Source organism: Pseudomonas sp. NFX5 (assembly GCF_049132125.1).
Classification (GTDB): domain Bacteria; phylum Pseudomonadota; class Gammaproteobacteria; order Pseudomonadales; family Pseudomonadaceae; genus Aquipseudomonas; species Aquipseudomonas marginalis.
On the sequence record NZ_JAFMZG010000028.1, the window covers coordinates 13,440 to 37,543 of the forward strand.

Here is a 24,104-nt window from a genome sequence, read left to right on the forward strand (position 1 = left end):
GGCCAGGAAAACCGCGTGCTAAATCGCCAGGCATGTCGCTATTGGATAAGCGTCCTACACGCTGAACTGCAACGCGTTGCTCAAATGCCCCATGGGTTTCTGACCCCGGGCAATCATGGCGTCATCGCGTTGCTTGAGCCCGTCCAGGGTCTCCAGCTGGAAGACCCGCGTAATCAAGCGCAGGATCGACGCGGTGTCGTACACCGTATGGTCCACGGTGCCTTTACGCGCGAAGGGCGAGACCACCAGCGCCGGAACCCGTGTGCCTGGGCCCCAGCGATCGCCTTTGGGCGGGGCGACGTGGTCCCACCAGCCGCCGTTTTCATCGACGGTCACCACCACCACCATGTTTTTCCATTGCGGGCTTTCCTGCAGCACCTTCAAGGCGCGGACGATGTGGCGGTCGCCCGACGCCACGTCAGCGTAACCGGCGTGCATATTCAGGTTGCCCTGGGGCTTGTAGAAACTCACCGCCGGCAGCTTGCCGGCCTGGGCATCGGCGAAGAATTTATTGGTGCTCGCCTCATCGCCCAAACCGCCATCGCGCAGGCGCTTGTCACGCTCGGCACGGTTCTCGGGGCCCTGCTGCTTGAAATAGTTGAACGGCTGGTGGTGGTACTGGAAGTTGGGGATCTTCGGAATGCCGCCCGAATCCTTGAACTGGTCCAGCGTCGCCTGCCACGCCCCGGCGTACCACGCCCAGTCGACGTTCTTTTTCGACAGCTTGTCGCCGATATGTTCGTGGGTTTGCGGCACCAGCACGTTGGGCAGGTCGGCTTTTGCGTAGTCCGGGTTTTCCGGGTCACGAATCCAGGTCGGCCAATACGGCGGCGCCAGGGTGTTCACGCCGTAGCCGTCCGGGGTCAGCGCGCTGGGGCCGAACTGTGGCGGGCCGGTCATGGCGCTCGCCGGGGATTTATCCAGCGGTTTGAGACGCGGGTCGGTGGGGTCATCGCTTTGCAGCGTGGCGATCTGCGCCTTGGCCACCGACTGCGCGGCATTCGGGTAGAACGGCGCGGTGGCGCTGATCAGGTATTGATGGTTGAGGAACGAGCCACCAAACGCGCCCTGGAAGAAGTTATCGCAGAGCACAAACTCCTTGGCGACATCCCACAGGCGCAGGGAATAACGGCTCTGGGCGTAATGGCCCATGACCAGGCCGCCGGCGTCGGCCCAGGCGACGAAACCGTCGTTCTTGCCGCCGTTGATCTGCATCTGGTTCTGGTAGAACACGTGCCACAAGTCGCGGGTGACCAGGCTCAACGGCAGGTCTTCGGCGTTCGGGCCCTTGAGGGCGAACGGGGCGTTGGGCAGGTTTTCCTGGAATTGCACTTCGCTGGGGTAAGTCACCCCGTCCACGCTTTGCGGGCCCACTTGCAGCACACCGCCCCAGGCCGGGGGCAGGGTGGTCAACAGGCTGCCGTCGCGGTCGCGTTGCTGTGTGTCGGCGGCGGAAAGCGCCGACAGCGGTTTCTCAACGCCTGGGAAGTCCGCAAACAGATTGTTGAAGCTGCGGTTCTCGGCATAGATCACCACCACGGTCTTCACCTGGTCGTGCAAGGCCTTGTCCAGCTCCTGGGGCGTGAGTGGCCGCGCCACCGGCTTGCCCGGCGCCTCACCGCCATTGCCGCAGGCACTCAAGGTCGCGCCAACCCCCAACACCGCCGCGCCCCCCAGGAAGCGCCGACGGCCGGTGTCTACCGGCGGTTGGGCCATGGCATCAGGGGAAGGGCGGTCTTCGTGATCATCACTCATTGCGGGGAGTCCTTGCTGGCGAGATGTTGCAAGATATTTCGCAGGACGGTAGCAATGCAATGTGACGGAATTAAGGCAGCTGCAAGCTATGAGCCTCAAGCTTCACGCTTCAAGCTTGAGGCTTGAGGCTTGCAACTGATCCTACGGCATGACGGGCGGCAAATACTTCAATGTCGTCCCCAGCGCCCACAGCAGGAACAGCACCAACGGTGTGTGCACCAGCAGCTGCACAAACGAAAACCCGATCAAATCCCGCGCCTTCAACCCCAGCACTCCCAGCAACGGCAGCATGTAGAACGGGTTGATCAGGTTCGGCAGCGCCTCGGCCGCGTTGTAGATCTGCACCGCCCAGCCCAGGTGGTATTGCAGGTCATTGGCCACTTGCATCACATAAGGCGCTTCGATGATCCACTTGCCGCCGCCAGACGGGATAAAGAAGCCCAGCACCGCCGAGTACACGCCCATCAGCAGTGCATACGTGTCGTGGGAGGCGATGGACGTGAAGAAGGTCGAGATATGGTGCGCCAGGGTCTGGCCGTCGCCGCCCTTGACCACGGTCATCAGCGCCGCAATCGAGCCGTACAGCGGGAACTGGATCAACACGCCGGTGGTGGTCGGCACTGCACGGGCCACCGCATCGAGGAAACTGCGCGGGCGCCAGTGCAGCAGGGCACCGACCATGATGAACAGGAAGTTGTAGGTATTCAGCCCCGAAATCGCGCTGATCGCCGGCTTGGTCGAGAACTCATGGAACAACCAGCCCGCCGCCAGCAATGCCAGCAGAATGGTCAGCAACGGGCTGTGTTCCAACCATTCGCCGGGGCGGCCCGGTGGTTGCAGCTTGGGCAGGTTGAAGGCCGGGTCGACGCCACAGGCCTTGGCGTCACGGGCGCTGTTGGGGCCGGGCGCGGTGGCGTAGGCGATGATCAGCGACACCACGATCAGTGCCAGCAACAGCACACCGGATTGCCACAGGAAGATGGTGTCGGTAAACGGGATCACCCCGGTGATCGACAGGATCGACGGCGGCAAGCTGGCCGGGTTGGCCTGCAATTGTGCGGCTGACGACGACAGCCCCAGCGCCCACACCGCGCCCAACCCAAGATAGGCCGCCGCACCTGCAGCACGGTAGTCCATGCGCAAATCCGTACGGCGGGCCAGCGCACGCACCAGCAAGCCACCGAACACCAGGGACAGGCCCCAGTTGAGCAATGACGCCACCATAGAGATCAACGCGACCCACGCCACGGCGGAGCGGCCGTTCTTCGGGATGCGTGCCAGGCGGTCGATCAGCTTGACCGCCGGTGGCGAGCTGGCGACCACGTAGCCACCGATCACCACGAAGGCCATCTGCATGGTGAACGGGATCAGGCTCCAGAACCCGTCGCCAAAGGCCTTGGCGGCTTCGGTCGGCGCGGCGCCCATGCCCAGAGTCGCCACGGCGACGATGATCACGGCGAGGGCGGCGAACACCCAGGAGTCCGGAAACCAGCGCTCGGCAAAGTTCGAGCAGCGCAGGGCAAAGCGGGCATAGCGGCTTTCTTCGATAGCATCGGCCACGAGTCTTTCCTCTTGTAGTTATTATGGTGTCGGCAATTTTTCGGCATGTTCCTCCACGGCCATTGATATGGGAATGCAGTTATCTTCATCGATCCATGAGGAAAACAAATATATCTGCCGCGATTGCCATCAACCGGCTCAGCTCATAACCTGCACGCCATTTTGTTTGTCTGCCGAGCCTCAACATGACTGCCACCTCTGTGCCACAGGCGCAGCGTTTTTCCCGCTCCGACTACAAAACCCTGGGCCTGGCCGCCCTGGGTGGCGCCTTGGAAATCTACGACTTCATTATCTTCGTGTTCTTTGCGCTGACCCTCAGCCAACTGTTCTTCCCGCCGGAAATGCCCGAGTGGCTGCGCCTGCTGCAAAGCTTCGGCATCTTCGTCACCGGTTACCTGGCGCGCCCGTTGGGCGGCATCCTGATGGCGCACTTCGCCGATCACCTGGGGCGCAAGCGTGTGTTCAGCCTGAGCATCCTGATGATGGCGTTGCCGTGCCTGCTGATCGGGATCATGCCCACCTACGCACAGATCGGCTACTTCGCACCGCTGATCCTGCTGGTGCTGCGCGTGCTGCAAGGTGCGGCGGTGGGCGGTGAAGTACCCAGCGCCTGGACCTTCGTCGCCGAACACGCACCGCGCAACCATCGTGGCTATGCCCTGGGCTTCCTGCAAGCCGGCCTGACCTTCGGCTACCTGCTCGGCGCCCTCACCGCCACGCTGCTGGCGCAGGTCTTCACCCCGGCCGAAATCCTCGACTATGCCTGGCGCTTCCCCTTCCTGCTTGGCGGTGTGTTCGGCGTGATCGGCGTGTGGCTGCGGCGCTGGCTCAGCGAAACCCCGGTCTTCCTCGAAATGCAGGCCCGCCGCCAGGCCGCCGCCGAACTGCCGCTGCGCACCGTACTGCGTGACCATCGCGCCGTACTGTTGCCGGCGATGATCCTCACCTGCGTGCTCACCTCCGCCGTAGTGGTATTGGTGGTCATCACCCCGACCATGATGCAGAAAACCTTCGGCATGAGCCCCAGCCACACCTTTGCCTTGAGCGCCCTGGGCATCGTCTTCCTGAACATCGGCTGCGTCCTCGCCGGCCTGCTGGTGGACCGCATCGGTGCCTGGCGCGCGGTGCTGGTCTACAGCCTGCTGCTGCCGGTGGGTATTTTCCTGCTGTACGCCAGCCTGATCAGCGGCGGCATCTGGCTTGGCGCGGCGTACGCGCTGGCGGGCTTGAGTTGCGGGGTGGTGGGCGCGGTGCCGTCGGTGATGGTCGGCCTGTTTCCGGCGCAGGTGCGGGTGTCGGGTATTTCCTTCACCTACAACATCGCTTACGCACTGTGGGCGAGTACCACGCCGCTGATGCTGATCGCGCTGATGCCGACCAGCCCGTGGATTTGCGTGGGGTATTGCGTGGTGATGGGCGCGGTGGGGGTGGTGTGTGTGGCGCTGTTTGGCAAGCGCCACACCCTGGTTGGATGAAACTCAGGTCAAAAAGTGCCAGAGCAGCAGGGTACCGATCAGGCCGACGACCGAAACAATCGTCTGCAACACCGACCACACCCAAATCGTCTGCTTCAGCTGCAAGCCAAAGTACTCGCGCACCATCCAGAACCCCGCATCGTTGACGTGGCAGAAGAACACCGAACCGGCGCCGATCGCCAGCGCCACCAGTGAGCTTTGCGTCGCCGCCAACCCGGCCATCATCGGTGCGAGGATGCCGGCGGTCGTGGTGGTGGCGACCGTGGCCGAGCCGGTGGCCTGGCGCAGCGCCACGGCGATCAACCAGGCCAGCAGCAGGTACGGCATGTGCGCGCCTTCGGCGACTTTGCTGATGGTTTGGCTGACGCCGGCATCCAGTAAGGTTTGCTTGAGGCCGCCGCCGGCGCCGATGGTCAGCAGCAACACGGCGATGGGCGCGAGGGCCTTGCGCAGGGTGTTGCCGACCTCAGCGCGCGGCATCCCGGCGGCCCAGCCCAGGCAGATCACGGCGGCGATCACCGCCAGGCCCAGGGCGATCAGCGGTTCGCCGAGGAATTTCAGGGTCAGGCCCACGCTGCTTTCCGCTGGCAGCGCGACTTTGGCCAAGGTGCTGCCGAGCATCAGAATCACCGGTAACAGAATGATCAGCAATGACACGCCAAAGCTCGGCTGGCGCGGGGCCTTGGGCGGGGCGCTGAACAGCGCGCCGATGTCGGCCGGCTCATCCACATGCAGGCGTTTGGACAGCCAGTTGCCATAGAGCGGCCCGGCGAGGATCACCGCCGGCACCGCCAGGCAAAAGCCCAGCAACATGGTCAGGCCCAGGTCGGCGTGCAACGCGCCCACCGCAATCAGCGGCCCCGGGTGCGGTGGCATCAAGGCGTGCAAGGTGGTCATGCCCGCCAGCGCCGGGATGGCGATTTTCAACAGCGGCTGGTTCGAACGTTTGGCCATCACAAAGATGATTGGCACCATCATCACCAGGCCTACTTCGAAGAACAGCGGCAGGCCGATCACCATCGCCACCAGCGCCATCACCCATGGCAACGACTTGCCCTTGCCCAGCCCGAGCAGGGTGGTGGCGATGCGGTCGGCCGCGCCGGATTCCGCCATCAGCGCACCCAGCATCGAGCCCAGGGCAATGATGATCCCGGCCTCACCGAGGATCGCCCCGGCGCCCTTGCTGAAGGCCTTGGCCACCTCTTCCGCTGGCAGCCCGGCGCCGACCCCGGCGATAAAGGTGCCGATCAGGATCGACAGGAACGGCGGCAACTTGGTCGCGCTGATCAGCACGATGATGCTGGCGATGGCCAGCAGTACGCAGAGCATGAGACGGGTGTCGTGAACCATCCACGCGGCAGTCGATAACGCCAAGGCGGGACTCCTTATCGAACAGGTTGGGAAAATTGTTTCTTTTTATTTCCTGCCCCAAAAGCATACCTGATAACGCCCGCCGTAGAGCCATTGCTGTCGGATTTGTAATCTTTGCTCCACCGCTCTGATAAGTCGCGAACGCTACATTCTCCCGGCTTTTACTTTATGGGCGTGGAACTCTCGTTATGGCAATTTCCGTTAGAAAGCTGGTGGGGGCGACGCTGTTGTGGGGCGCTGCCAGCATTGCCCAGGCACAAACCCTCACCCTCGACGCGGCCCTGCAAACCGCCTTCGCCAACAACCCCGACCTGGCGGCCGCGCAATGGGACATCGAGATCGCCGCGGGCGGTCGCCAGCAGGCCGGGCTGATCCCCAATCCGGTGGCGTCCTGGGATGCCGAAGACACTCGTCGCGATACGCGCACCACCACCCTCAAGCTCAGCCAAACCCTGGAACTGGGCGGCAAGCGCGGTGCCCGCATTGACGTGGCGACGCGTGCCCAGGACGCCGCCGCACTGGCCTTGGAACAGCGCCGCAATACGTTGCGCGCCGAGGTGATCGAGGGCTATTACGGCGCCCTGCGCGCCCAGGAACGTCTCGACCTGGCCCAGCGTTCCCTGGCCTTGGCCGAGCGCGGGCTGGTGGTCGCCAACGGCCGCGTGACTGCCGGCAAATCCTCACCGGTGGAAGCCACGCGTGCCCAGGTGCAGTTGTCGGAGATTCGCCTCGAACTCAACCGCGCACACATGGGCCTCACCGACGCCTATCGTCGCCTGGCCGCCAGTACCGGCAGCGCGGCGACCGACTTCCAGGCCGTCGCCACGCCAAGCCACTCCACACCGCCGTTGCCGTCCGCCACGCACCTGTTGGCGCGCCTTGAACAGACCGCCGAACTGCGCCTGGCCGAACTGCAGATTGTGCAGAACGAAGCCAGCGTGGGCCTGGAAAAAGCCCAGCGTATTCCCGACCTGGATGTGTCCATTGGCAGTCAGTACGACGCCAGTGTGCGCGAGCGGGTGAACCTGGTCGGCGTGTCGATGCCGATTCCGTTGTTTAACCGCAACCAGGGCAACGTGCTCGCCGCCACGCGCCGTGCCGATCAGGCCCGCGACCTGCGCAACGCTGCCGAATTGCGCCTGCGTACCGAAACGCGCCAGGCCCTGGACCTGTGGCAAACCGCGAACAGCGAAGTGCGCGCATTCAACCAGCAGATTCTGCCCGCCGCCCAACGCGCGGTGGACAGCGCCACCCGCGGCTTCGAGATGGGCAAGTTCAACTTCCTCGACGTGCTCGACGCCCAGCGCACCCTGATCGCGGCGCGCACCCAATACCTTGCGGCCACCGCCCAGGCCACCGATGCCTGGCTGCGCATCGAACGGATTTACGGCGACCTCGCCCGGTTTTGATTTTTTCTGGAGTGCCTTATGAATAAACGACACGGCGTGGCGCTTGCCGTCGCCTTGGGCCTGATGCTGTCCGGCGTGGCCAACGCCGAGGAAGAAGAAGGCACCCTCGAGCTGACTGAACAACAAATCCAGGCCGCCGGCATCGAGCTCGCCGAGGCCCGACCCCGGTCGATCAGCACATTGCTTACGCTGCCAGGGGAGGTGCGTTTCGACGAAGACCGTACCTCGCATATCGTCCCCCGCGCGGCCGGTGTGGTGGAGTCGGTGAAGGTCAATCTTGGCCAGGCGGTGAAGAAGGGCGAGCTGCTCGCGGTGATCGCCAGCCAGCAGATTTCCGACCAGCGCAGTGAGCTGGCGGCCAGCGAGCGTCGGGTTGAACTGGCGCGTATCACCTTCCAGCGTGAACGCCAGTTGTGGCAGGACAAAATCTCCGCCGAGCAGGATTACCTGCTGGCGCGCCAAACCCTGCAAGAAGCCGAAATCGCGCTGAACAATGCCCGCCAAAAAATGACCGCGCTCAGCGGCAACACGGTATTGGCCGGCGGCAATCGTTACGAACTGCGTGCGCCGTTCGCGGGCGTGGTGGTGGAAAAGCACCTCGGTGTCGGCGAGGTGGTGAGCGAGACCAGTAACGCCTTCACGCTGTCTGACCTGTCCCAGGTGTGGGTCACCTTCGGCGTATTTCCCAAGGATTTGAACAAGGTCCGGCTCGGCAAACCGGTGAAAGTCAGCTCCACGGAAATGGGCACCGACGTGCTGGGCACCGTGGCCTATGTCGGCAATTTGCTCGGCGAGCAAACGCGCACCGCCACCGTACGTGTGACGGTGCCCAACCCCGACGACGCCTGGCGCCCTGGACTGTTCGTCACCGTGCAACTGGCCACCGACACTTACCAGGCCAAGGTCACCGTGCCGCAAACGGCGATCCAGACCGTCGAGGAAAAACCCTCGGTCTTCGTACGCACCCCAGACGGTTTTATCACCCGCCATCTTGAGCTTGGCGCCAGTGAAAACGGCTACGTCGAAGTGCGCCAGGGCCTGGAGGCCGGAGCCCAGGTGGCCACCACCGGCAGCTTCATCCTCAAGTCCGAATTGGGCAAGGGCTCGGCCGAGCACGCCCATTGATCCTGCGAGTGATTTCCCATGTTTGAGCGCCTTATCCAATTCGCCATCGAGCAGCGCATCATCGTGCTGCTGGCGGTGCTGTTGATGGCCGGTGTCGGCATTGCCAGCTATCAGAAACTGCCCATCGACGCGGTGCCCGACATCACCAATGTGCAGGTGCAGATCAACTCGGCGGCGGCCGGTTTTTCGCCGCTGGAGACCGAGCAGCGCATTACCTTTCCCATCGAAACCGCGATGGCCGGCTTGCCGGGCCTGCAGCAGACCCGTTCGCTGTCACGCTCCGGTTTGTCCCAGGTGACGGTGATCTTCAAGGACGGCACCGACCTGTTCTTCGCCCGCCAGTTGGTCAACGAGCGCCTGCAGGTTGCCCGCGAGCAATTGCCTGTGGGGATTGAAACGGCGATGGGGCCGATTTCCACCGGCCTCGGGGAGATTTTCCTGTGGACCGTGGAGGCTGAAGAGGGCGCCCGCAAGGACGACGGCACGCCCTACACGCCGACCGACCTGCGGGTGATCCAGGACTGGATCATCAAGCCGCAACTGCGCAACGTGCCCGGTGTGGCCGAGATCAACACCATCGGCGGCTTCGCCAAGGAATACCAGATCGCCCCCGACCCCAAGCGCCTGGCGGCCTACAACCTGACCTTGAACGATCTGGTCACGGCACTGGAGCGCAACAACGCCAACGTCGGCGCCGGGTACATCGAGCGCAGCGGCGAGCAATTGTTGATCCGCGCGCCGGGGCAGGTGGCGTCCATCGACGACATCGCCAATATCGTCATCACCACGTCCGACGGCACGCCGATCCGCGTGCGCAATGTCGCCCAGGTCGAGATCGGCCGTGAACTGCGGACCGGCGCCGCCACGGAAAACGGCCGTGAAGTGGTGCTGGGCACGGTGTTTATGTTGATCGGAGAAAACAGCCGCACGGTGTCCCAGGCGGTGGCTTCCAGGCTCGAACAAATCAACCGTTCGCTGCCCGAAGGCGTGGTGGCGGTGACCGTCTACGACCGCACCAACCTTGTCGAAAAAGCCATTGCCACGGTGAAGAAAAACCTCTTCGAGGGTGCGCTGCTGGTGGTCGCGGTGCTGTTCCTGTTCCTCGGCAATATCCGCGCGGCGCTGATCACCGCGATGGTGATTCCCCTGGCGATGTTGTTCACCTTTACCGGCATGTTCACCCACAAAGTCAGCGCCAACCTGATGAGCCTCGGCGCGCTGGACTTCGGCATTATCGTCGACGGCGCGGTGGTGATCGTCGAGAACGCTATCCGCCGCCTGGCCCATGCCCAGCAGCGCCATGGCCGCCTGCTGACCCGCAGCGAGCGCCTGCACGAGGTGTTCGCGGCGGCCAAGGAAGCGCGGCGTGCACTGATCTTCGGGCAGCTGATCATCATGGTCGTTTACCTGCCGATCTTCGCCCTCACCGGTGTGGCCGGGAAGATGTTCCACCCCATGGCGTTCACCGTGGTGATCGCGCTGCTGGGGGCGATGATTTTGTCAGTGACCTTCGTACCGGCGGCGATTGCGCTGTTCGTCACCGGCAAGGTCAAGGAAGAAGAAAACCTGGTGATGCGTACCGCGCGCCGGGCCTATGGGCCGGTGTTGGATTGGGTGATGGCGCGCCGGCCACTGGTGTTCGGCCTGGCCGTGCTGACCATTGTTGCGTCGGGCGTGGTGGCCAGCCGCATGGGCAGTGAGTTTATCCCCAGCCTCAGCGAGGGCGACTTCGCCCAACAGGCCCTGCGCGTGCCCGGCACCAGCCTGACGCAATCGGTGCAGATGCAGCAGCAGCTGGAAAAAACCTTGATGGCCCAGGTGCCGGAAATCGAGCGGGTATTCGCCCGTACCGGTACGGCGGAAATCGCCTCCGACCCGATGCCGCCGAATATTTCCGACAGCTACGTGATGCTTAAACCGAAGGCGCAATGGCCGGACCCGAATAAATCCCGCGACACCCTGATCGCCGATATCCAGCGCGCCAGTGCGATTGTGCCGGGCAGTGCGTACGAGTTGTCGCAACCGATCCAGCTGCGTTTCAACGAGCTGATTTCCGGGGTGCGCAGTGATGTGGCGGTGAAGGTATTCGGCGACGACATGGCGGTGCTCAACACCACCGCCGCAGACATTGCCGAGACCCTGCAAGGCCTCGATGGCGCTTCGGAAGTGAAGGTCGAACAGACGTCCGGCCTGCCGGTGCTGACCATCAATATCGACCGTGACAAGGCCGCGCGCTTTGGCCTGAATGTCGGCGATGTGCAGGACACCATTGCCGTCGCCGTCGGTGGGCGCCAGGCCGGTACCCTGTATGAAGGTGACCGGCGTTTCGACATGGTTGTGCGCTTGTCCGACGCGCTGCGTACTGATATCGACGGCTTGTCGCGGCTGCTGATTCCGGTGCCGGCGCTGGCCGGGAATGCGGCGGGGCAGTTGGGGTTCATTGCGTTGTCCCAGGTCGCCAGCCTGGACCTGGTGCTCGGCCCGAACCAGATCAGCCGCGAGAACGGCAAGCGTCTGGTGATCGTCAGTGCCAACGTGCGCGGGCGGGATATGGGATCGTTCGTGGAAGAGGCCGAGGCGGCGATCACGGCGCAGGTGAAAGTGCCAGCGGGTTACTGGACCACCTGGGGCGGCCAGTTCGAACAGTTGAAGGAAGCCGCCGAGCGTTTGCAGATCGTGGTGCCGGTGGCGTTGCTGCTGGTGTTCGGGTTGCTGTTCATGATGTTCAACAACCTCAAGGACGGGCTGCTGGTGTTTACCGGGATTCCGTTCGCGTTGACCGGCGGGATCATGGCGCTGTGGATGCGCGATATTCCGCTGTCGATCTCGGCAGGCGTGGGCTTTATCGCCTTGTCCGGCGTGGCGGTGCTCAACGGCCTGGTGATGATTGCCTTCATCCGCAACCTGCGCGAGGAAGGACGCTCGCTGTCGGTGGCTATCCACGAGGGCGCGCTGACCCGCCTGCGCCCGGTATTGATGACCGCGCTGGTGGCCTCCCTGGGGTTTATCCCCATGGCCCTGGCCACCGGCACCGGCGCCGAAGTGCAGCGTCCGTTGGCGACGGTGGTGATCGGCGGGATCATTTCTTCTACCTTGCTGACCTTGCTGGTGCTGCCGGCGTTGTACCAGTGGGCCCATCGCCGTGAAGAGGAGGCTGCCTGAGTTCTTTAAAAACACCGCAAAACAATGTGGGAGGGGGCTTGCCCCCGATAGCGGTGGGTCAGTTGATACATGTGTCAGCTGACACACTGCTATCGGGGGCAAGCCCCCTCCCACCCTAGACCTGCGTTGTTTTCAGGCGCAGAGGAAACACCAGGCTGAACCGTGTAAACCGGCCTGGCTGGCTGCTGACGTCGGTGTGCCCCTGATGCAGCTGCATGATCGACTGCACAATGGCCAGCCCCAGCCCCGTGCCACCTTCGGCGCGGGTACGGCTGCTGTCGGCGCGGTAGAAGCGTTCGAACAGATGCGGCAGGTGGTGCGCTTCGATGCCACGCCCGGGGTTGCCCACCGACAACGCCACGCTCTGGTCGTAGGTCTCCACCAGCAGCAGCACGCTGGAGCCTTCGGGCGTATGGCGGATGGCATTGGACAGCAGGTTGGAAATCGCCCGCTGGATCATCAGGCGATCGCCCGTCACCCAGGCGTCGCCGCGCAGGTTGAGGGCCACGTGTTTGTCTTCGGCGCTGAGGGCGAACAGCGCCATCACCCGTTGTGCTTCTTCACCCAATGACACCGGGCCAAACCCGGCCCGCGCCGCCGGATGGCTGACCTGGGCCAGGAACAGCATGTCGGAGACGATGCGCGACAGGCGTTCCATTTCCTCGGTGCAGGATTCCAGCCCCGCCTTGTATTCCTCCGAGGGCCGTTCGCGGGACAGGGTCACCTGGGCCTTGCCCATCAGGTTGGTCAGCGGCGCACGCAGCTCGTGGGCGAGGTCGTCGGAGAACTGCGACAACTGCTGCACACCGGCGTCCAGGCGACGCAGCATTACGTTGATGCTTTGCGCCAACTCGCCCAGCTCCTGGGGCAGGTTGTCGATGGATAAACGGTGGGTCAGGTCCTGGGTCGTCACCTGGGCCGCGACATGGCTGAACTGCTTCAACGGCGCCAACCCACGCTGCACCAGCCACCAGGCGCCCATGCCGATCAGGACCAGCAGCATCGGCAGGGCGATGAGGGTGGCGCGCAGGTAGGCACTGAGCAGGGCCTGGTCATCCCTGCGGTCCAGCGACAGCAACACCCGTACGCGCTCGCCGCTGGCCAGGCGCATCAGGCTGGAGGCACTGAGTACCTGGTTGCCGTCCTGGTCTTGCCAGTTGAGGTAACCGAGGGTTTCCCGAGGGGAGAAGTCGGTCAGCAACGGTTCCTGGGGTTTGGCGCCGACACTGAGCAGCACCGCGTTATCGGGTGCGGTGCCGACGATGGTCAGGTAGAAATTGTCATGGCCCATCACCAGGTCCAGCAACGAGTGGGGGCGGGCTTTGATTGCGTGGGTGTCCAGGCCCAGCGCTAGGCTGTGCTGGAGCTGTTCCATCTTGCTTTCCAGGCCCTTGCGCGCGAGCTTTTCCAGCTCATGGGTCAAGGCCAGGTAGGCCAGGGTCGCCAACAGCACCACCAGCCCGGCGCCCATGAGGCTGACCGTCAGCCCCAGGCGCATCGACAGGCTGCTGGTCCTCATTGGCGCGCCTCCAGCACATAACCCACGCCGCGAATGGTGTGGATCAATTTGACCTCGCTCTGGTCATCGACCTTGCCGCGCAGGCGGCTGATGGAGACCTCGACCACGTTGGTGTCGCAGTCGAAGTTCATGTCCCACACCAGCGAGATGATCTGCGTGCGGGTCATTACCTCGCCGGCCTGGCGCATCAACACATGCAGCAGGGCGAATTCCTTGGTGGTCAGGTCGATGCGCCGGCTGCCACGATAGGCGCGATGGCGACGCGGGTCCAGCTCCAGGTCCGCGACGCGCAGCACATCCGGCAGCGGGATATGTTCGCTACGGCGCAGCAAGGTGCGCACACGGGCCAGCAGTTCGGGGAACTCGAAGGGTTTGACCAGGTAATCGTCGGCGCCCATGTCCAGGCCCTTGATCTTGTCGGCCAGGCGGCCGCGCGCGGTCAGCATCATCACGCGCTGGTTGCCGTCCCGGCGCAGTTGTTCCAGTACCTCCCAGCCGTCGGTGTTGGGCAGGTTCACGTCGAGGATCACCAGTTCGTAGGTGTGCTGCCGGGCCAGGTGCAGGCCGTCGATGCCGCTGGCGGCGCAATCGACGACGTAGCCACTTTCGGTCAGGCCTTGCTGCAAGTAATCGGCGGTTTTCTGCTCGTCCTCAACCACAAGGATACGCATGGGGATTTACCTTCAAGGAAAACGAAAGGAGATGGCCTCATAGAGGCTTGAATGGGCTGTAGGAAAACTCTGAAGCCTGGAGTAGCTTTAGGGTCAAGCCGCGTCAGGCCGGTGCGACGATTCGTCACTGACCGGGCACGCAAAAAAAACGCCCCGGCTGGGGCGTATAAAATTCATCTCTGTTCCAAAGGAGCTACACAAAAGCCGCAGAGATGAGAAGTGTTCGATGCGCAGTATAAAAAGCGCAACTTAACGAGAAGGTGAGGCCGATATTACAGTTCTGACAGACTTCAACCTGTGAACAGATGTAGGGCATCGGCAAGTGAATGTAAGCGCGTCTTAAAGCACCGCCAGTGGGTATTCGATAATGACGCGGACTTCTTCAAGGTCGGACTCGAATGAACTTGAGCGCACGGTGGCCTGGCGCAGTCGCAGCGATAAGTCCTTCAAGTTGCCGCTTTGCACCACGTACTTGGCTTCGATATCCCGCTCCCAGCGGCGTTGGTCGGTGAGCGGATCGCCGGCGGCATCGCGGCGCATATACACCGCGTTGGCGTTGCTGTAGTCGGCGCCGGTGCCCTTGCCGTAGCGGGTCATGAACGACAGGCCGGGAATGCCGAATGGCTGCATGTCCAGGTCGTAGCGCAGCATCCACGAGCGCTCCTTGGGCGAGTTGAAGTCGCTGTACTGGATCGAGTTGTTGAGGAAGATCGAGTCCGACTGGCGCAGGTAATCGAAGTCGTCATCGCCGTTGTTGCGCTGGTGCGAAACGGCCAGGCTGTGGGCGCCCACCTTCACGCCGAGCCGGGCGCTCCAGATGCTGTTATCGAATTCACCCAGCAGTTTTTTGCCTTCGTCCACGGCCTTGTAGTAGTTGATGTCGCCGAACAGCGAAACGTCTTCGTTCAGCGGGTAACTGGCGGCGCTGCCCACGTAGTACTGGTCCCAGGCGTCCTTCAGGCGGCTGCTGTACAGGCTCAGGCTCAGGTGTTTGTTGAGTTGGTAATCACCACCGGCATAGCCGATCCAGGGCGAGTCCACGGGGCCTGCGTAAAACGTCGCAAAGCCCTTGTTCATGCCGCTTTCGTTGGGTTGGCTCATGCCGCTCAGACGCCCGCCCTGCAAGGTCAGGCCTTCCAGGCTGGTGTTCTGCAGGGTCACGCCACGGAAGCTTTCCGGCAACACCCGCGAATCGCCGTAGGCCACCACGGGGGTCAGCGGGAACACGTCGCCGGCCTTGATCACCGTGTCCAATACCCGCAGTTTCGCCGCGCCGCCGACCTTGCTGTAGTTGTCTTCAGGATGGTTGTTGCTGTCCACCGGCAGCACGCCGAACGAGCCCTTGCCGCCGCTGCGGCCGGTGCCCGAGTCGAGCTTCACGCCGACCATGGCGAAGGCGTCCAGGCCAAACCCCACGGTGCCCTGGGTAAAACCGGATTCGAATTGACCGATCAGTCCCTGGGCCCAGGCTTCGGAATAGCCATTACCGGTGGGGCTGGATTGGCCCTTGCGGTCATCACGGTTGAAGTAAAAATTGCGCGCCAGCACGTTCACGCTGCTGCCTTCGATAAACCCTTCAGGTTTGTCTTCCGCGGCCACGGCTGCCAGGGGCAATGTGGCGATCAGTGAAAGGGGAAGGGTGTAATAACGGATCCGCATGTTTCGCTCCTCGGTGTTGGCAGTTATCAGCTTCTTATGGAGGCGGGCGTTCTTATTGATCTGGCCCGGGCTGATAGTTGCAAACCGTGGATAACGATTGGGTGGCGTGAACATTACAATTCTGGAAGCTCGTCGCCACCTAACAAATAAGTAATGTTCTGGTGAACATCGCGTCAGGGTTCGTTCGTTAGTCTCGGCACTGAACTTTCAGTCGAGGAACAGGTGATGAACTTTTCTACCGCAGGCGTGGGTGTACTAACGGCCGTCCTGTCATTCGGCGCATTGGCCGAAGGCGGGGGGGACCGGACCTTTGCCCTGATGATGGAACGCAATGAAAAAGCCATGGCCGCCTACGCCGAGAGAAACGGTAAGCCGGCGCCCCAGGTCCAGGTGTATCGCTATGGCATGGACCTGGACATTGCCAAGGTGGTCAACGTGACGCCGCCGATCCGCGCGTGCAATACCGTGCCTTCGCGCATGACCTATGAAGACTCCAGCGGCAAGCTCACCACGTTGGAGTACCAAGTCATGGGCGTGTGCCGAAATAACGGCAGTTAATGGCGTCAAAAAAAGAGTGGGGTGTAGCGCCTGAGTTCGCTTCAGAAACAGCCCATAGGGCCGATGCAGATCTGATACTTCTCTCCCATCGACCTCGGTGCCCTATGTTTAACACCCGCTTGAAGCAGGAGCTGTCCGCTCTTCGCGAAGAACTGTCCAGCTTGCAACAGGTCAGGGAGAGCCTGGAAAGCGAAATGCTCTGCCTGACGCTGGACGCAGAAGGTCGGGTTGAATGGGCCAATGCCAACTTTCTGCAGGAACTGGTCTACCAGAGTTCCACGCTGCTGGGGCGCCCCATCGAAGACCTGGTGCCCGCCCATGTGCGCCAGGACGAATTCCAGCAGCGCTTCAAGAACGCCCTGCTGCGCGGTGAGCATTTCGCCGGCGCCGTACGCCTGATGCGCGGTAACGGGCAGGAAGCCTGGTTGCGCTCGATTGTGCAGCCGGTGCGCAGTTCCGATGGGCGCATCAAGCATTTTTCGATTTACTCCAGCGACCTCACCCGCACCATCGAAGCGTCGCGCGAGCATGAAAACCTGATCACCGCGCTGGTGCGTTCCACCGCCGTGATCGAGTTTGACCTGGATGGGCACGTGCTGACCGCGAACGACCGTTTCCTCAGCGGCATGGGCTACAGCCTGGCGCAGATCCAGGGCAAGCATCACCGTATCTTCTGTGAGCCGCAGGAGTACAACAGCGCCGAGTACCAGCATTTCTGGAAACGCCTGAACGCCGGAGAATTCGTCGCAGCGCGCTTCAAGCGTGTGGACAGCCATGGCCGCGTGGTGTGGCTGGAAGCCACCTACAATCCGGTGCTGGACGCCAATGATCGTTTGTACAAAGTGGTCAAGTTCGCCACGGTGATTACCGATCAGGTCAATCGGGAGCAAGCCGTCGCCGAGGCCGCGAACATTGCCTACAGCACCTCGTTGCATACCGACGACAGCGCCCAGCGCGGTACCACCGTGGTGACGCAGGCGGTGGAGGTGATGCGCGACCTGGCCACGCACATGCAGGCGGCGGGTGAAGGCATCGAGGCACTGAACGCGCAATCCCAAGTGATCGGCACCATCGTCAAGACCATCAGCGGCATTGCCGAACAGACCAATTTGCTGGCGCTCAACGCGGCCATCGAAGCGGCACGTGCCGGCGAGCAAGGCCGGGGCTTTGCGGTGGTGGCCGATGAGGTGCGCCAGTTGGCATCACGGACCAGCAAAGCCACCGAGGAAATTGTTGGTGTGGTGCGTCAGAACCAGGATATGGCCCGCGACGCGGTGGCCCTGATGACCGACGGCCGCCTGCAAGCCGAGCAAGGCCTGGCCCTGGCGGCGGAAGCGGGCACGGTGATCGTGGAGATCCAGGACGGCGCACAGAAGGTGGTCAGCGCCGTAGGACAATTCGCTAACCAACTGTCGAGCTGATCCATAGGGCTGATGCTTGAGGTATCGTAGGTTTTTTCGTTTGAAGAGCCGATCCTCCATGAGCCCTACCCACTGCCGCCCCGTTCCGTTGCCCAAGGCCTATCGTTTGCTCAACCACGGGCCAACCGTGCTGGTGAGTGCGGCCCACAACGGCCAGCGCAATATCATGGCGGCCGCCTGGGCCATGCCGCTGGATTTCGAACCGCCGAAAGTCGCCGTGGTGCTGGACAAGGCCACCTGGACTCGCCAATTGCTGGAAGGTGCCGGCAGCTTCGTGCTGCAGGTGCCCTGTGTGGCCCAGGTCGACCTCGTGCAGACGGTCGGCAATACCACCGGCACCGAGCGTGACAAGTTCGCCGCTTATGGCCTGCAAACCTTCAACGGTGAACACACGCAGGCGCCGTTGCTGGAAGGCTGTGTAGCCTGGCTGGAATGCCGCTTGCTCCCCGAGCCCCACAACCAGCAGGCCTATGACCTGTTCCTCGGCGAAGTGGTCGCAGCCTATGCCGACGAACGTGTGTTCAGCGAAGGCCGCTGGCACTTTGAAGGGTATGATCAGTTACGCACCTTGCACCATGTAGCGGGTGGTCATTTCCTGAGCATCGGCGAGCCCATCGATGGGCATTCGCTATAAGCGTACTCAACGCCCGAGCATCTTCACCCATCGCGACGGCGGCATACCGTAGGTGCTGCGAAATTGCCGGGTCATGTGGCTCTGGTCGGTGAAGCCGGCGGTCAGCGCCGCGTCCACCAGCGACTGCCCCTGTGCCAGCAGACTGCGCACCAGGTCCAGACGGCGCATCGTCAGGTAGCGATAGGGGCTGGTGCCGAACAGCGCGCGAAAGTCCCGCGACAATGCCCAGCGGTCGCGGCCGGCGTGGTCGGCCATTTCGTCCAGGGTGATGCTGCGGCCCAGGGCGCTGTGGATAAACTCCCGGGCGCGCTCGGCGGCGACGTAATCGAACGCCTTGCGGCTGACGATGGCGCCCGCGGCGTTGCTCAGCGCGTGGGCCAGGTCGAACATCGCGTCCTGTTCCTGCAATGGGTCGATGGGGTTATCCAGGTTTTGCAGCAGCACATCGCTGGCGCGGAACAGCCTGGGGTCAGTGGACAAGCCTCCGGGGATAAACGGCAATGGCTTGCCGCCAAGGATCTGCTGGATCAGCGACGGCTCCACGTAAATCATCCGGTACTTGAAACCTTCCTCACTGCCGGCGTGGCCGTCGTGGGTCTCATCGGGATGAAGCACCATGGTCGTGCCGGGCAGGCTGTGGATCATGTCGCCGCGGTAGTGAAAACTCTGTACGCCAGACAAGGTACGCCCGATGGCATAGGTGTCATGGCGATGGGGGTCGAAGGCGAAACCGGCGAAGTACGCCTCGATACGGTCCAGGCCGCTGGCATGGGGGGCACGGTGCAGCCAGTCGAAGTTGCGGGTCGGTTTGCCCATGGTGGCTTGTCACAAAAAGAGGTGGAAACACGTTAACCCAGTCTGCATCCCTTGTCTGCCGGGGTCTTGTACGATTGTGCAGGCGGCGGGCGAGGTCTATGCTCCCTGCTCGTGCCCTGCGCTGATGGAGCCGCCCCATGGAATTTATCAACCCCACCTATGTGGCGCCTCTGGTCTCGCTGGCCCTGCTGTGGACGGTGGCGGTGGTGACGCCGGGTCCCAACTTCTTCAACACCGCACAGTTGGCTGCCAGTTGTTCGCGCCGCCATGGCGTGGTGGCTTCGGCGGGCGTGTCCACTGGCACGATCATGTGGGGGCTGGCGGGTGGGCTGGGCATCAAGTCGCTGTTTACCGCCGCGCCCATGTTGTACCTGGCGTTCAAGATCATCGGCGGCTGCTACCTGATTTACCTGGGGCTGAAACTGTTCAAGCGCTCGGCACCGGCGATGGGCCAGAGCCTGTTGCCGGACGAAGCGCGCCGCTCGTTGTTTTCCGCCTGGCGCCTGGGGTTGCTGGGCAACCTGTCCAACCCCAAGGCCGCGTTGTTCGTCGCCACCATCTTCGCCTCCACCATGCCGCCGTCGCCGTCGCCGATGCTGCTGACCCTGGCGGTGATCACCATGGCCACCCTGTCGTTCAGCTGGTATTCCTGCGTGGCCCTGGTGTTTTCCAGTGCGCACATGGCCAACCTCTACAGCCGCTCGCGCAAATGGCTCGACCGTTTTGCCGGCGGTTGCTACGTGTTGTTCGGCGCACACCTGGTAGCGAATCGCTGACCGTCCGTGGTAAGAAGCCTTACTTTCAACAGTGAGGCCGGGTCATGAGCAAGGTGCGGGTAGGGATTATTTTTGGTGGCCGTTCGGCCGAGCACGAGGTCTCGTTGCAGTCGGCGCGCAATATTGTCGATGCACTCGACCGCACCCGCTTCGAGCCGGTTTTGATCGGCATCGACAAGGCCGGCCACTGGCACCTCAACGACACCTCGAACTTCCTGATCAACCAGGAAAACCCGGCACTCATCGCACTCAACCAATCCAACCGCGAACTGGCGGTGGTACCCGGCAAGGCCAGCCAGCAGGTGGTGGAAACCTCCGGTAACGGCCTGCTGGCACACATCGACGTGATCTTTCCCATCGTCCACGGCACCCTCGGCGAAGACGGCTGCCTGCAAGGCCTGTTGCGCATGGCTGACCTGCCTTTCGTCGGTTCCGACGTGCTCGGCTCGGCGGTGTGCATGGACAAGGACATCAGCAAACGCCTGCTGCGCGACGCAGGCATTGCCGTGACGCCGTTCATCACCCTGACCCGCAGCAACGCCGCGCGTACTTCCTTTGAAACAGCGGTGAATAAACTCGGCCTGCCGATGTTCGTCAAACCGGCCAACCAGGGTTCTTCGGTGGGTGTGAGCAAGGTTGGCAACGAGGCTGAGTACCACGCCGCGGTTGAACTGGCCCTGGGTTTTGATCAAAAGGTGCTGGTGGAGTCGGCGGTCCAGGGCCGCGAAATCGAATGCGCCGTGCTGGGCAACGAAAACCCTGTGGCCAGCGGCTGCGGCGAGATCGTGGTGAACAGCGGTTTCTACTCCTACGACAGTAAATACATCGACGGCCAGGCGGCCCAGGTGGTGGTGCCGGCGGACATCAGCCATGCAGCCAGTGAGCGGATTCGCCGCTTGGCCCTTGAGGCATTTGAGGTGTTGGGCTGCGCGGGGTTGGCGCGGGTCGATGTGTTCCTGACCGACGACGGCGAAGTGCTGATCAACGAAATCAACTCACTGCCCGGCTTCACCCGCATCAGCATGTACCCCAAGCTGTGGCAGGCGGCGGGGATGAGCTACAGCGAGCTGGTGAGCCGGTTGATCGAGCTGGCGTTGGAGCGGCATGCGGGGCGGAAGGGGTTGAAGATCAGCCGTTGATCTTCAGGGAGTGGCCAGTAATGCCATCAGGCCTTACTGAGGACCTCCCGAAAAACGTCTGGCCTTATGGCCGCAATATGCAGCAGTGAGCGTGCTGCGCCGGAGGGGGAACGACGCCCCTGTTCCCACTCCTGAAGGGTCCTTACCGAAACCCCCAAAAGCTCGGCAAATTTGGGTTGCGACAGTCCTGTCTTGCTTCTTGCTTCGGCAGCTTGAGTGATTTCGACCTGGTGCATGGCGCCGTAGCGTCCTGCTTTAACATCCTGAACAGCGCTCAGTAATTCTTCGCCGATATTGCGTTTGGCGTCACGTTCCTGCAGTTGTTTATCAGTGAGAGGCATGGTTCATCTCCTTCGCAATTTTGTACAGGATGTGCGCTGGAATATTCTCCGTAGCGCCCTTGCCGTAAATCTCTGAAGACATGTAGAGGATTTGAGAAAGAGTGTTGTAGGCCTTCTCCTATCAGTCTGTGCGAGCAATCCACGAATAAATCAATGTCTTCGCTTCCTCCGGCTGATGCGTCCTTCTGCGGTAGCTGGCAAACGTCGGCGACGTGCAGTAGGTACACACCTCGCTCACGTCGATCTGCTCACGCTTGACACCCGCCGCTTGCAGCAGCAACAACCCATACCCGCTCAAGTCAAACCACGCACTGCCTGCTTGCCTTGCATGGGGCGGACTGATTTGCGGGGACCGCAGCGGTGCCGGTTGCACGTAGCTCCACGGCGCCTGGGCGTGTTGCCACAGGTGCCCTTGGTCACTCTGGAACTCGGCGATAAACCCGTCGCTCACTTCATAACAGCACGGCTTGATCGAGGGGCCGATAGCTACTTGCAGCTGGTCGGCTGCAATCCCTTCGGCGGCAAAGCGCTGCATGACGTTGGCGATAATCCCGCGTTGCAGCCCCTTCCAGCCGCCATGGACTGCCGCCACCCGTTCGCCGGTTTTCGACGCGAACAGAATGGGCAGGCAATCGGCGGTGATCACCGCGATCGAGTGAGCGTGGTGCGTCAACACACCATCGGCCTCGATCGTATTGGCCACCTGGCCGGCCTGCCATTCAATCACCGAGGCGCTGTGCACTTGCTTGCAGATGAACACTTCATCCGGGCGCCGTGGGTCGTCGATCGAACAGAAACCGTGGTCGATGCCAGGGATGGCAGCGAGATTTTCAGCCTGATGCAAGGGCTTACCTCCGTTCAATAAAATCAGTCGCCGATCGCCTCGCCTTCGCGCCGAGGGTCGGCGCCGCCGCTGAGCGACACCTTACCCTGGGCGTCCCGCTTGAGCACGATGGCCTGGATGCCGCTGGTCATGTCGATCTCGCTCAGCTCATGGCCCTTGTCCTTCAATACCTGCTTCAGGCCTGGGCTGAACAACCCGGCCTCCAACTCGGTAGCCCCATTGCGGCTGCCGAAATTGGGCAGGCCGATGGCGGCTTGCGGGTCGAGGTTCCAGTCGAGCAGCGCCACCAGGGATTTGCTCACGTACTCGATGATTTGCGAGCCGCCCGGCGAACCGAGCGTAGCCAGCAATTCACCGCTCTTGCGGTCGAACACCAGGGTCGGCGCCATCGCCGAGCGCGGGCGTTTGCCGGGTTGCACGCGGTTGGCGACCGGCTGGCCGTTTTCTTCGGGGATGAATGAGAAGTCGGTCATCTGGTTATTGAGCAAAAAGCCCTGGACCATTACATGGGAGCCAAACGCTGCTTCCACCGTGGTGGTCATCGACACGGCGCCGCCCAGGTCATCTACGGCGACGACTTGTGACGTGGAGATGCGCAGCGGCGAACGGTCCGGTGCATACGCGACTTGAATACCGGCCGGTCGGCCTGGCTTGGCGATGCCCATGCTGCGCTCGCCGATCAGCGTGGCACGCTGTGCCAGGTAGTTCGGGGCCACGAGGCCGGCCACCGGCACCGGTGTGAAGTCCGCATCGGCCACGTACAGCGCGCGGTCGGCAAAGGCCAGGCGACCGGCTTCGGCGATCAGGTGCACGGCCTCGGGCGTGGGCTCAAGCCCGGCAGGCGAAGCGCTTTTTATCGGTGTCATCGGCGCGATGGCCAGGCGCGGGTCGCGGGCTTCCAGGGCCTGCAATGTGCCGAGCATCTGCGCGACCGCAATCCCGCCTGAGGACGGCGGCGGCATGCCGCAGACTTTCCAGCGTTTGTAATCGGTGCACAACGGCGCGCGTTCCTTGGCGACGTAGCCCTTGAGGTCGGCTTGAGTCAGGCTGCCGGCATTACGGTTGCCCTGCACCTTGCGCGCAATCTCATCGGCAATCGGCCCGTGGTACAAGGCGTCCGGTCCTTCCTTGGCGATGCGCTTGAACACAGCGGCCAGCGCCGGGTTTTTCAGCCGTGTACCGGCGGCTTTTGGCGTGCCGTCGGCATTCAGAAAGTAGGCCGCCATCTCCGGCGATTGCGGGATAAAGCGGTCTGCGGCGATCAGGCTGTGCAAGCGCGGTGAAATCGCGAAGCCCTGCTCCGACAAGCGAATCGCCGGCTCGAACAGCTTGGCCCATTGCAGGCGGCCGGTCTTCCTATGGGCCATTTCCAGGGCCCGCAGCACCCCGGGCGTGCCCACCGAACGCCCGCCGATCTGCGCGTCGGTGAAGGCCATCGGCGTGCCGTCGGCGTTCAGGAACAACCGCTCGGTCGCCCCGGCCGGAGCCGTTTCCCGGCCGTCATAGGCGTGCACGTTTTTCCCGTCCCACAGCATGATGAACGCACCGCCGCCAATGCCGGAGGATTGTGGTTCCACCAGGGTCAACACCGCCTGCATCGCAATGGCGGCGTCAATGGCCGAGCCGCCCTGGCGCAACATCTCGCGGCCGGCCTCGGCCGCCAGCGGGTTGGCGGCGGCGGCCATATGGCGCTCGGCATGGCGGGTGCTGAGGTCGGTGCGATAGCCCGAGCCCAACTCCGGTGCCGGTGGCTGGTCGTTGACCGGGGTGTGGCAGGCAGCCAGGGTCAGGGCTGCGGCCATGAGTGACAGTTGGCGGCGGGAAATCGAAAACACGTGCTGAACTCCGTTCATTGTGCGAATGATCTGT

The 24,104-nt window shown here is 62.8% G+C and carries 18 protein-coding genes and 2 pseudogenes; 10 read left to right on the forward strand and 10 right to left on the reverse strand.

The features are described 5' to 3' along the window. Positions 1–54: 54 nt before the first annotated feature. Both J1N02_RS17090 and J1N02_RS17095 read right to left on the reverse strand, forming a co-directional pair. Positions 55–1,755 carry an acid phosphatase gene (locus J1N02_RS17090; RefSeq protein ID WP_421147510.1) on the reverse strand — a complete coding sequence of 567 codons (1,701 nt, stop codon included), beginning with the start codon at positions 1,753–1,755 and terminating at the stop codon, positions 55–57. Positions 1,756–1,896: 141 nt separating this feature from the next. Beyond that, positions 1,897–3,315: a short-chain fatty acid transporter gene (locus tag J1N02_RS17095; RefSeq protein ID WP_027606949.1), complete on the reverse strand. Its 1,419-nt coding sequence runs from the start codon at positions 3,313–3,315 to the stop codon at positions 1,897–1,899. A gap of 185 nt (positions 3,316–3,500) precedes the next feature. On the opposite strand from J1N02_RS17095, the gene J1N02_RS17100 reads away from it, so the two are divergent. Continuing rightward, complete coding sequence (locus J1N02_RS17100) at positions 3,501–4,790, forward strand: MFS transporter (RefSeq protein ID WP_027606948.1); 1,290 nt, start codon at positions 3,501–3,503, stop codon at positions 4,788–4,790. A 3-nt stretch (positions 4,791–4,793) separates the two neighbouring features. On the opposite strand, the gene J1N02_RS17105 is transcribed toward J1N02_RS17100, so the two are convergent. Continuing rightward, on the reverse strand, positions 4,794–6,164 hold the full coding sequence (locus J1N02_RS17105; RefSeq protein ID WP_027606947.1) for a gluconate:H+ symporter: 1,371 nt from the start codon (positions 6,162–6,164) through the stop codon (positions 4,794–4,796). Between the two features lie 185 nt (positions 6,165–6,349). Here J1N02_RS17105 and J1N02_RS17110 point away from each other — a divergent pair, with 185 nt between their 5' ends. Genes J1N02_RS17110 through J1N02_RS17120 form a run of 3 tightly spaced genes read left to right on the forward strand, consistent with a single transcriptional unit; the run spans position 6,350 to position 11,857 of the window. Continuing rightward, entirely contained in the window at positions 6,350–7,570 is a 1,221-nt protein-coding gene (locus J1N02_RS17110; protein ID WP_098480420.1) for a TolC family protein, read from the forward strand. An 18-nt stretch (positions 7,571–7,588) separates the two neighbouring features. Further along, positions 7,589–8,695, forward strand: coding sequence for an efflux RND transporter periplasmic adaptor subunit (locus J1N02_RS17115; protein WP_027606945.1), 1,107 nt, complete (start codon positions 7,589–7,591; stop codon positions 8,693–8,695). 18 nt (positions 8,696–8,713) lie between these two features. Further along, a complete protein-coding gene (locus J1N02_RS17120) occupies positions 8,714–11,857 on the forward strand; it encodes a CusA/CzcA family heavy metal efflux RND transporter (protein WP_098480418.1) in 3,144 nt (1,047 codons plus the stop codon). Between the two features lie 115 nt (positions 11,858–11,972). Here J1N02_RS17120 and J1N02_RS17125 read toward each other — a convergent pair whose 3' ends face one another. From J1N02_RS17125 to J1N02_RS17135, 3 genes are all read right to left on the reverse strand, one after another. Beyond that, positions 11,973–13,376: a heavy metal sensor histidine kinase gene (locus J1N02_RS17125; RefSeq protein WP_169899193.1), complete on the reverse strand. Its 1,404-nt coding sequence runs from the start codon at positions 13,374–13,376 to the stop codon at positions 11,973–11,975. Then, positions 13,373–14,047 (reverse strand): heavy metal response regulator transcription factor, encoded by a 675-nt coding sequence (locus J1N02_RS17130; RefSeq protein ID WP_027606942.1) that lies wholly within the window; start codon positions 14,045–14,047, stop codon positions 13,373–13,375. The genes J1N02_RS17125 and J1N02_RS17130 overlap by 4 nt, the downstream gene beginning before the upstream one ends. A 339-nt stretch (positions 14,048–14,386) precedes the next feature. After that, entirely contained in the window at positions 14,387–15,706 is a 1,320-nt protein-coding gene (locus J1N02_RS17135; protein WP_027606941.1) for an OprD family porin, read from the reverse strand. 225 nt (positions 15,707–15,931) lie between these two features. Here J1N02_RS17135 and J1N02_RS17140 point away from each other — a divergent pair, with 225 nt between their 5' ends. From J1N02_RS17140 to J1N02_RS17155, 4 genes and pseudogenes are all read left to right on the forward strand, one after another. Next, complete coding sequence (locus J1N02_RS17140; RefSeq protein WP_092359791.1) at positions 15,932–16,264, forward strand: DUF2790 domain-containing protein; 333 nt, start codon at positions 15,932–15,934, stop codon at positions 16,262–16,264. 194 nt (positions 16,265–16,458) lie between these two features. Continuing rightward, positions 16,459–17,145: pseudogene (locus J1N02_RS17145) on the forward strand (PAS domain-containing protein); the annotation flags it as partial. A 111-nt stretch (positions 17,146–17,256) separates the two neighbouring features. Continuing rightward, positions 17,257–17,685 (forward strand): annotated as a pseudogene (locus J1N02_RS17150) (methyl-accepting chemotaxis protein); the annotation flags it as partial. Between the two features lie 58 nt (positions 17,686–17,743). Next, entirely contained in the window at positions 17,744–18,319 is a 576-nt protein-coding gene (locus tag J1N02_RS17155; protein ID WP_169899189.1) for a flavin reductase family protein, read from the forward strand. Between the two features lie 6 nt (positions 18,320–18,325). On the opposite strand, the gene J1N02_RS17160 is transcribed toward J1N02_RS17155, so the two are convergent. Continuing rightward, entirely contained in the window at positions 18,326–19,135 is an 810-nt protein-coding gene (locus J1N02_RS17160; protein WP_421147511.1) for an AraC family transcriptional regulator, read from the reverse strand. Positions 19,136–19,272: 137 nt separating this feature from the next. Between J1N02_RS17160 and J1N02_RS17165 the strand changes: the two genes are divergently transcribed. Both J1N02_RS17165 and ddlA read left to right on the forward strand, forming a co-directional pair. After that, complete coding sequence (locus J1N02_RS17165; protein WP_027606936.1) at positions 19,273–19,911, forward strand: LysE family transporter; 639 nt, start codon at positions 19,273–19,275, stop codon at positions 19,909–19,911. A 44-nt stretch (positions 19,912–19,955) separates the two neighbouring features. Then, entirely contained in the window at positions 19,956–21,050 is a 1,095-nt protein-coding gene (gene ddlA, locus J1N02_RS17170; protein WP_027606935.1) for a D-alanine--D-alanine ligase, read from the forward strand. Between the two features lie 26 nt (positions 21,051–21,076). Here the strand turns inward: ddlA and J1N02_RS17175 are convergent, their stop codons facing one another. From J1N02_RS17175 to ggt, 3 genes are all read right to left on the reverse strand, one after another. Then, complete coding sequence (locus J1N02_RS17175; RefSeq protein WP_027606934.1) at positions 21,077–21,391, reverse strand: helix-turn-helix domain-containing protein; 315 nt, start codon at positions 21,389–21,391, stop codon at positions 21,077–21,079. Between the two features lie 121 nt (positions 21,392–21,512). Continuing rightward, on the reverse strand, positions 21,513–22,235 hold the full coding sequence (gene pgeF, locus J1N02_RS17180) for a peptidoglycan editing factor PgeF (protein WP_027606933.1): 723 nt from the start codon (positions 22,233–22,235) through the stop codon (positions 21,513–21,515). A gap of 23 nt (positions 22,236–22,258) precedes the next feature. Continuing rightward, complete coding sequence (ggt, locus tag J1N02_RS17185) at positions 22,259–24,088, reverse strand: gamma-glutamyltransferase (RefSeq protein WP_169899187.1); 1,830 nt, start codon at positions 24,086–24,088, stop codon at positions 22,259–22,261. Positions 24,089–24,104: the final 16 nt, after the last annotated feature.

What these genes read in the sequence shown, in the direction of transcription:
- J1N02_RS17130 (WP_027606942.1), bottom strand. Translation starts at nt 14,047, where the DNA reads ATGCGTATCCTTGTGGTTGAGGACGAGCAGAAAACCGCCGATTACTTG.
- J1N02_RS17110 (WP_098480420.1), top strand. Translation starts at nt 6,350, where the DNA reads ATGGCAATTTCCGTTAGAAAGCTGGTGGGGGCGACGCTGTTGTGGGGC.
- J1N02_RS17135 (WP_027606941.1), bottom strand. Translation starts at nt 15,706, where the DNA reads ATGCGGATCCGTTATTACACCCTTCCCCTTTCACTGATCGCCACATTG.
- J1N02_RS17090 (WP_421147510.1), bottom strand. Translation starts at nt 1,755, where the DNA reads ATGAGTGATGATCACGAAGACCGCCCTTCCCCTGATGCCATGGCCCAA.
- J1N02_RS17125 (WP_169899193.1), bottom strand. Translation starts at nt 13,376, where the DNA reads ATGAGGACCAGCAGCCTGTCGATGCGCCTGGGGCTGACGGTCAGCCTC.
- J1N02_RS17120 (WP_098480418.1), top strand. Translation starts at nt 8,714, where the DNA reads ATGTTTGAGCGCCTTATCCAATTCGCCATCGAGCAGCGCATCATCGTG.
- J1N02_RS17160 (WP_421147511.1), bottom strand. Translation starts at nt 19,135, where the DNA reads ATGGGCAAACCGACCCGCAACTTCGACTGGCTGCACCGTGCCCCCCAT.
- ddlA (WP_027606935.1), top strand. Translation starts at nt 19,956, where the DNA reads ATGAGCAAGGTGCGGGTAGGGATTATTTTTGGTGGCCGTTCGGCCGAG.
- ggt (WP_169899187.1), bottom strand. Translation starts at nt 24,088, where the DNA reads ATGAACGGAGTTCAGCACGTGTTTTCGATTTCCCGCCGCCAACTGTCA.
- J1N02_RS17100 (WP_027606948.1), top strand. Translation starts at nt 3,501, where the DNA reads ATGACTGCCACCTCTGTGCCACAGGCGCAGCGTTTTTCCCGCTCCGAC.
- J1N02_RS17140 (WP_092359791.1), top strand. Translation starts at nt 15,932, where the DNA reads ATGAACTTTTCTACCGCAGGCGTGGGTGTACTAACGGCCGTCCTGTCA.
- J1N02_RS17115 (WP_027606945.1), top strand. Translation starts at nt 7,589, where the DNA reads ATGAATAAACGACACGGCGTGGCGCTTGCCGTCGCCTTGGGCCTGATG.
- J1N02_RS17175 (WP_027606934.1), bottom strand. Translation starts at nt 21,391, where the DNA reads ATGCCTCTCACTGATAAACAACTGCAGGAACGTGACGCCAAACGCAAT.
- J1N02_RS17165 (WP_027606936.1), top strand. Translation starts at nt 19,273, where the DNA reads ATGGAATTTATCAACCCCACCTATGTGGCGCCTCTGGTCTCGCTGGCC.
- J1N02_RS17155 (WP_169899189.1), top strand. Translation starts at nt 17,744, where the DNA reads ATGAGCCCTACCCACTGCCGCCCCGTTCCGTTGCCCAAGGCCTATCGT.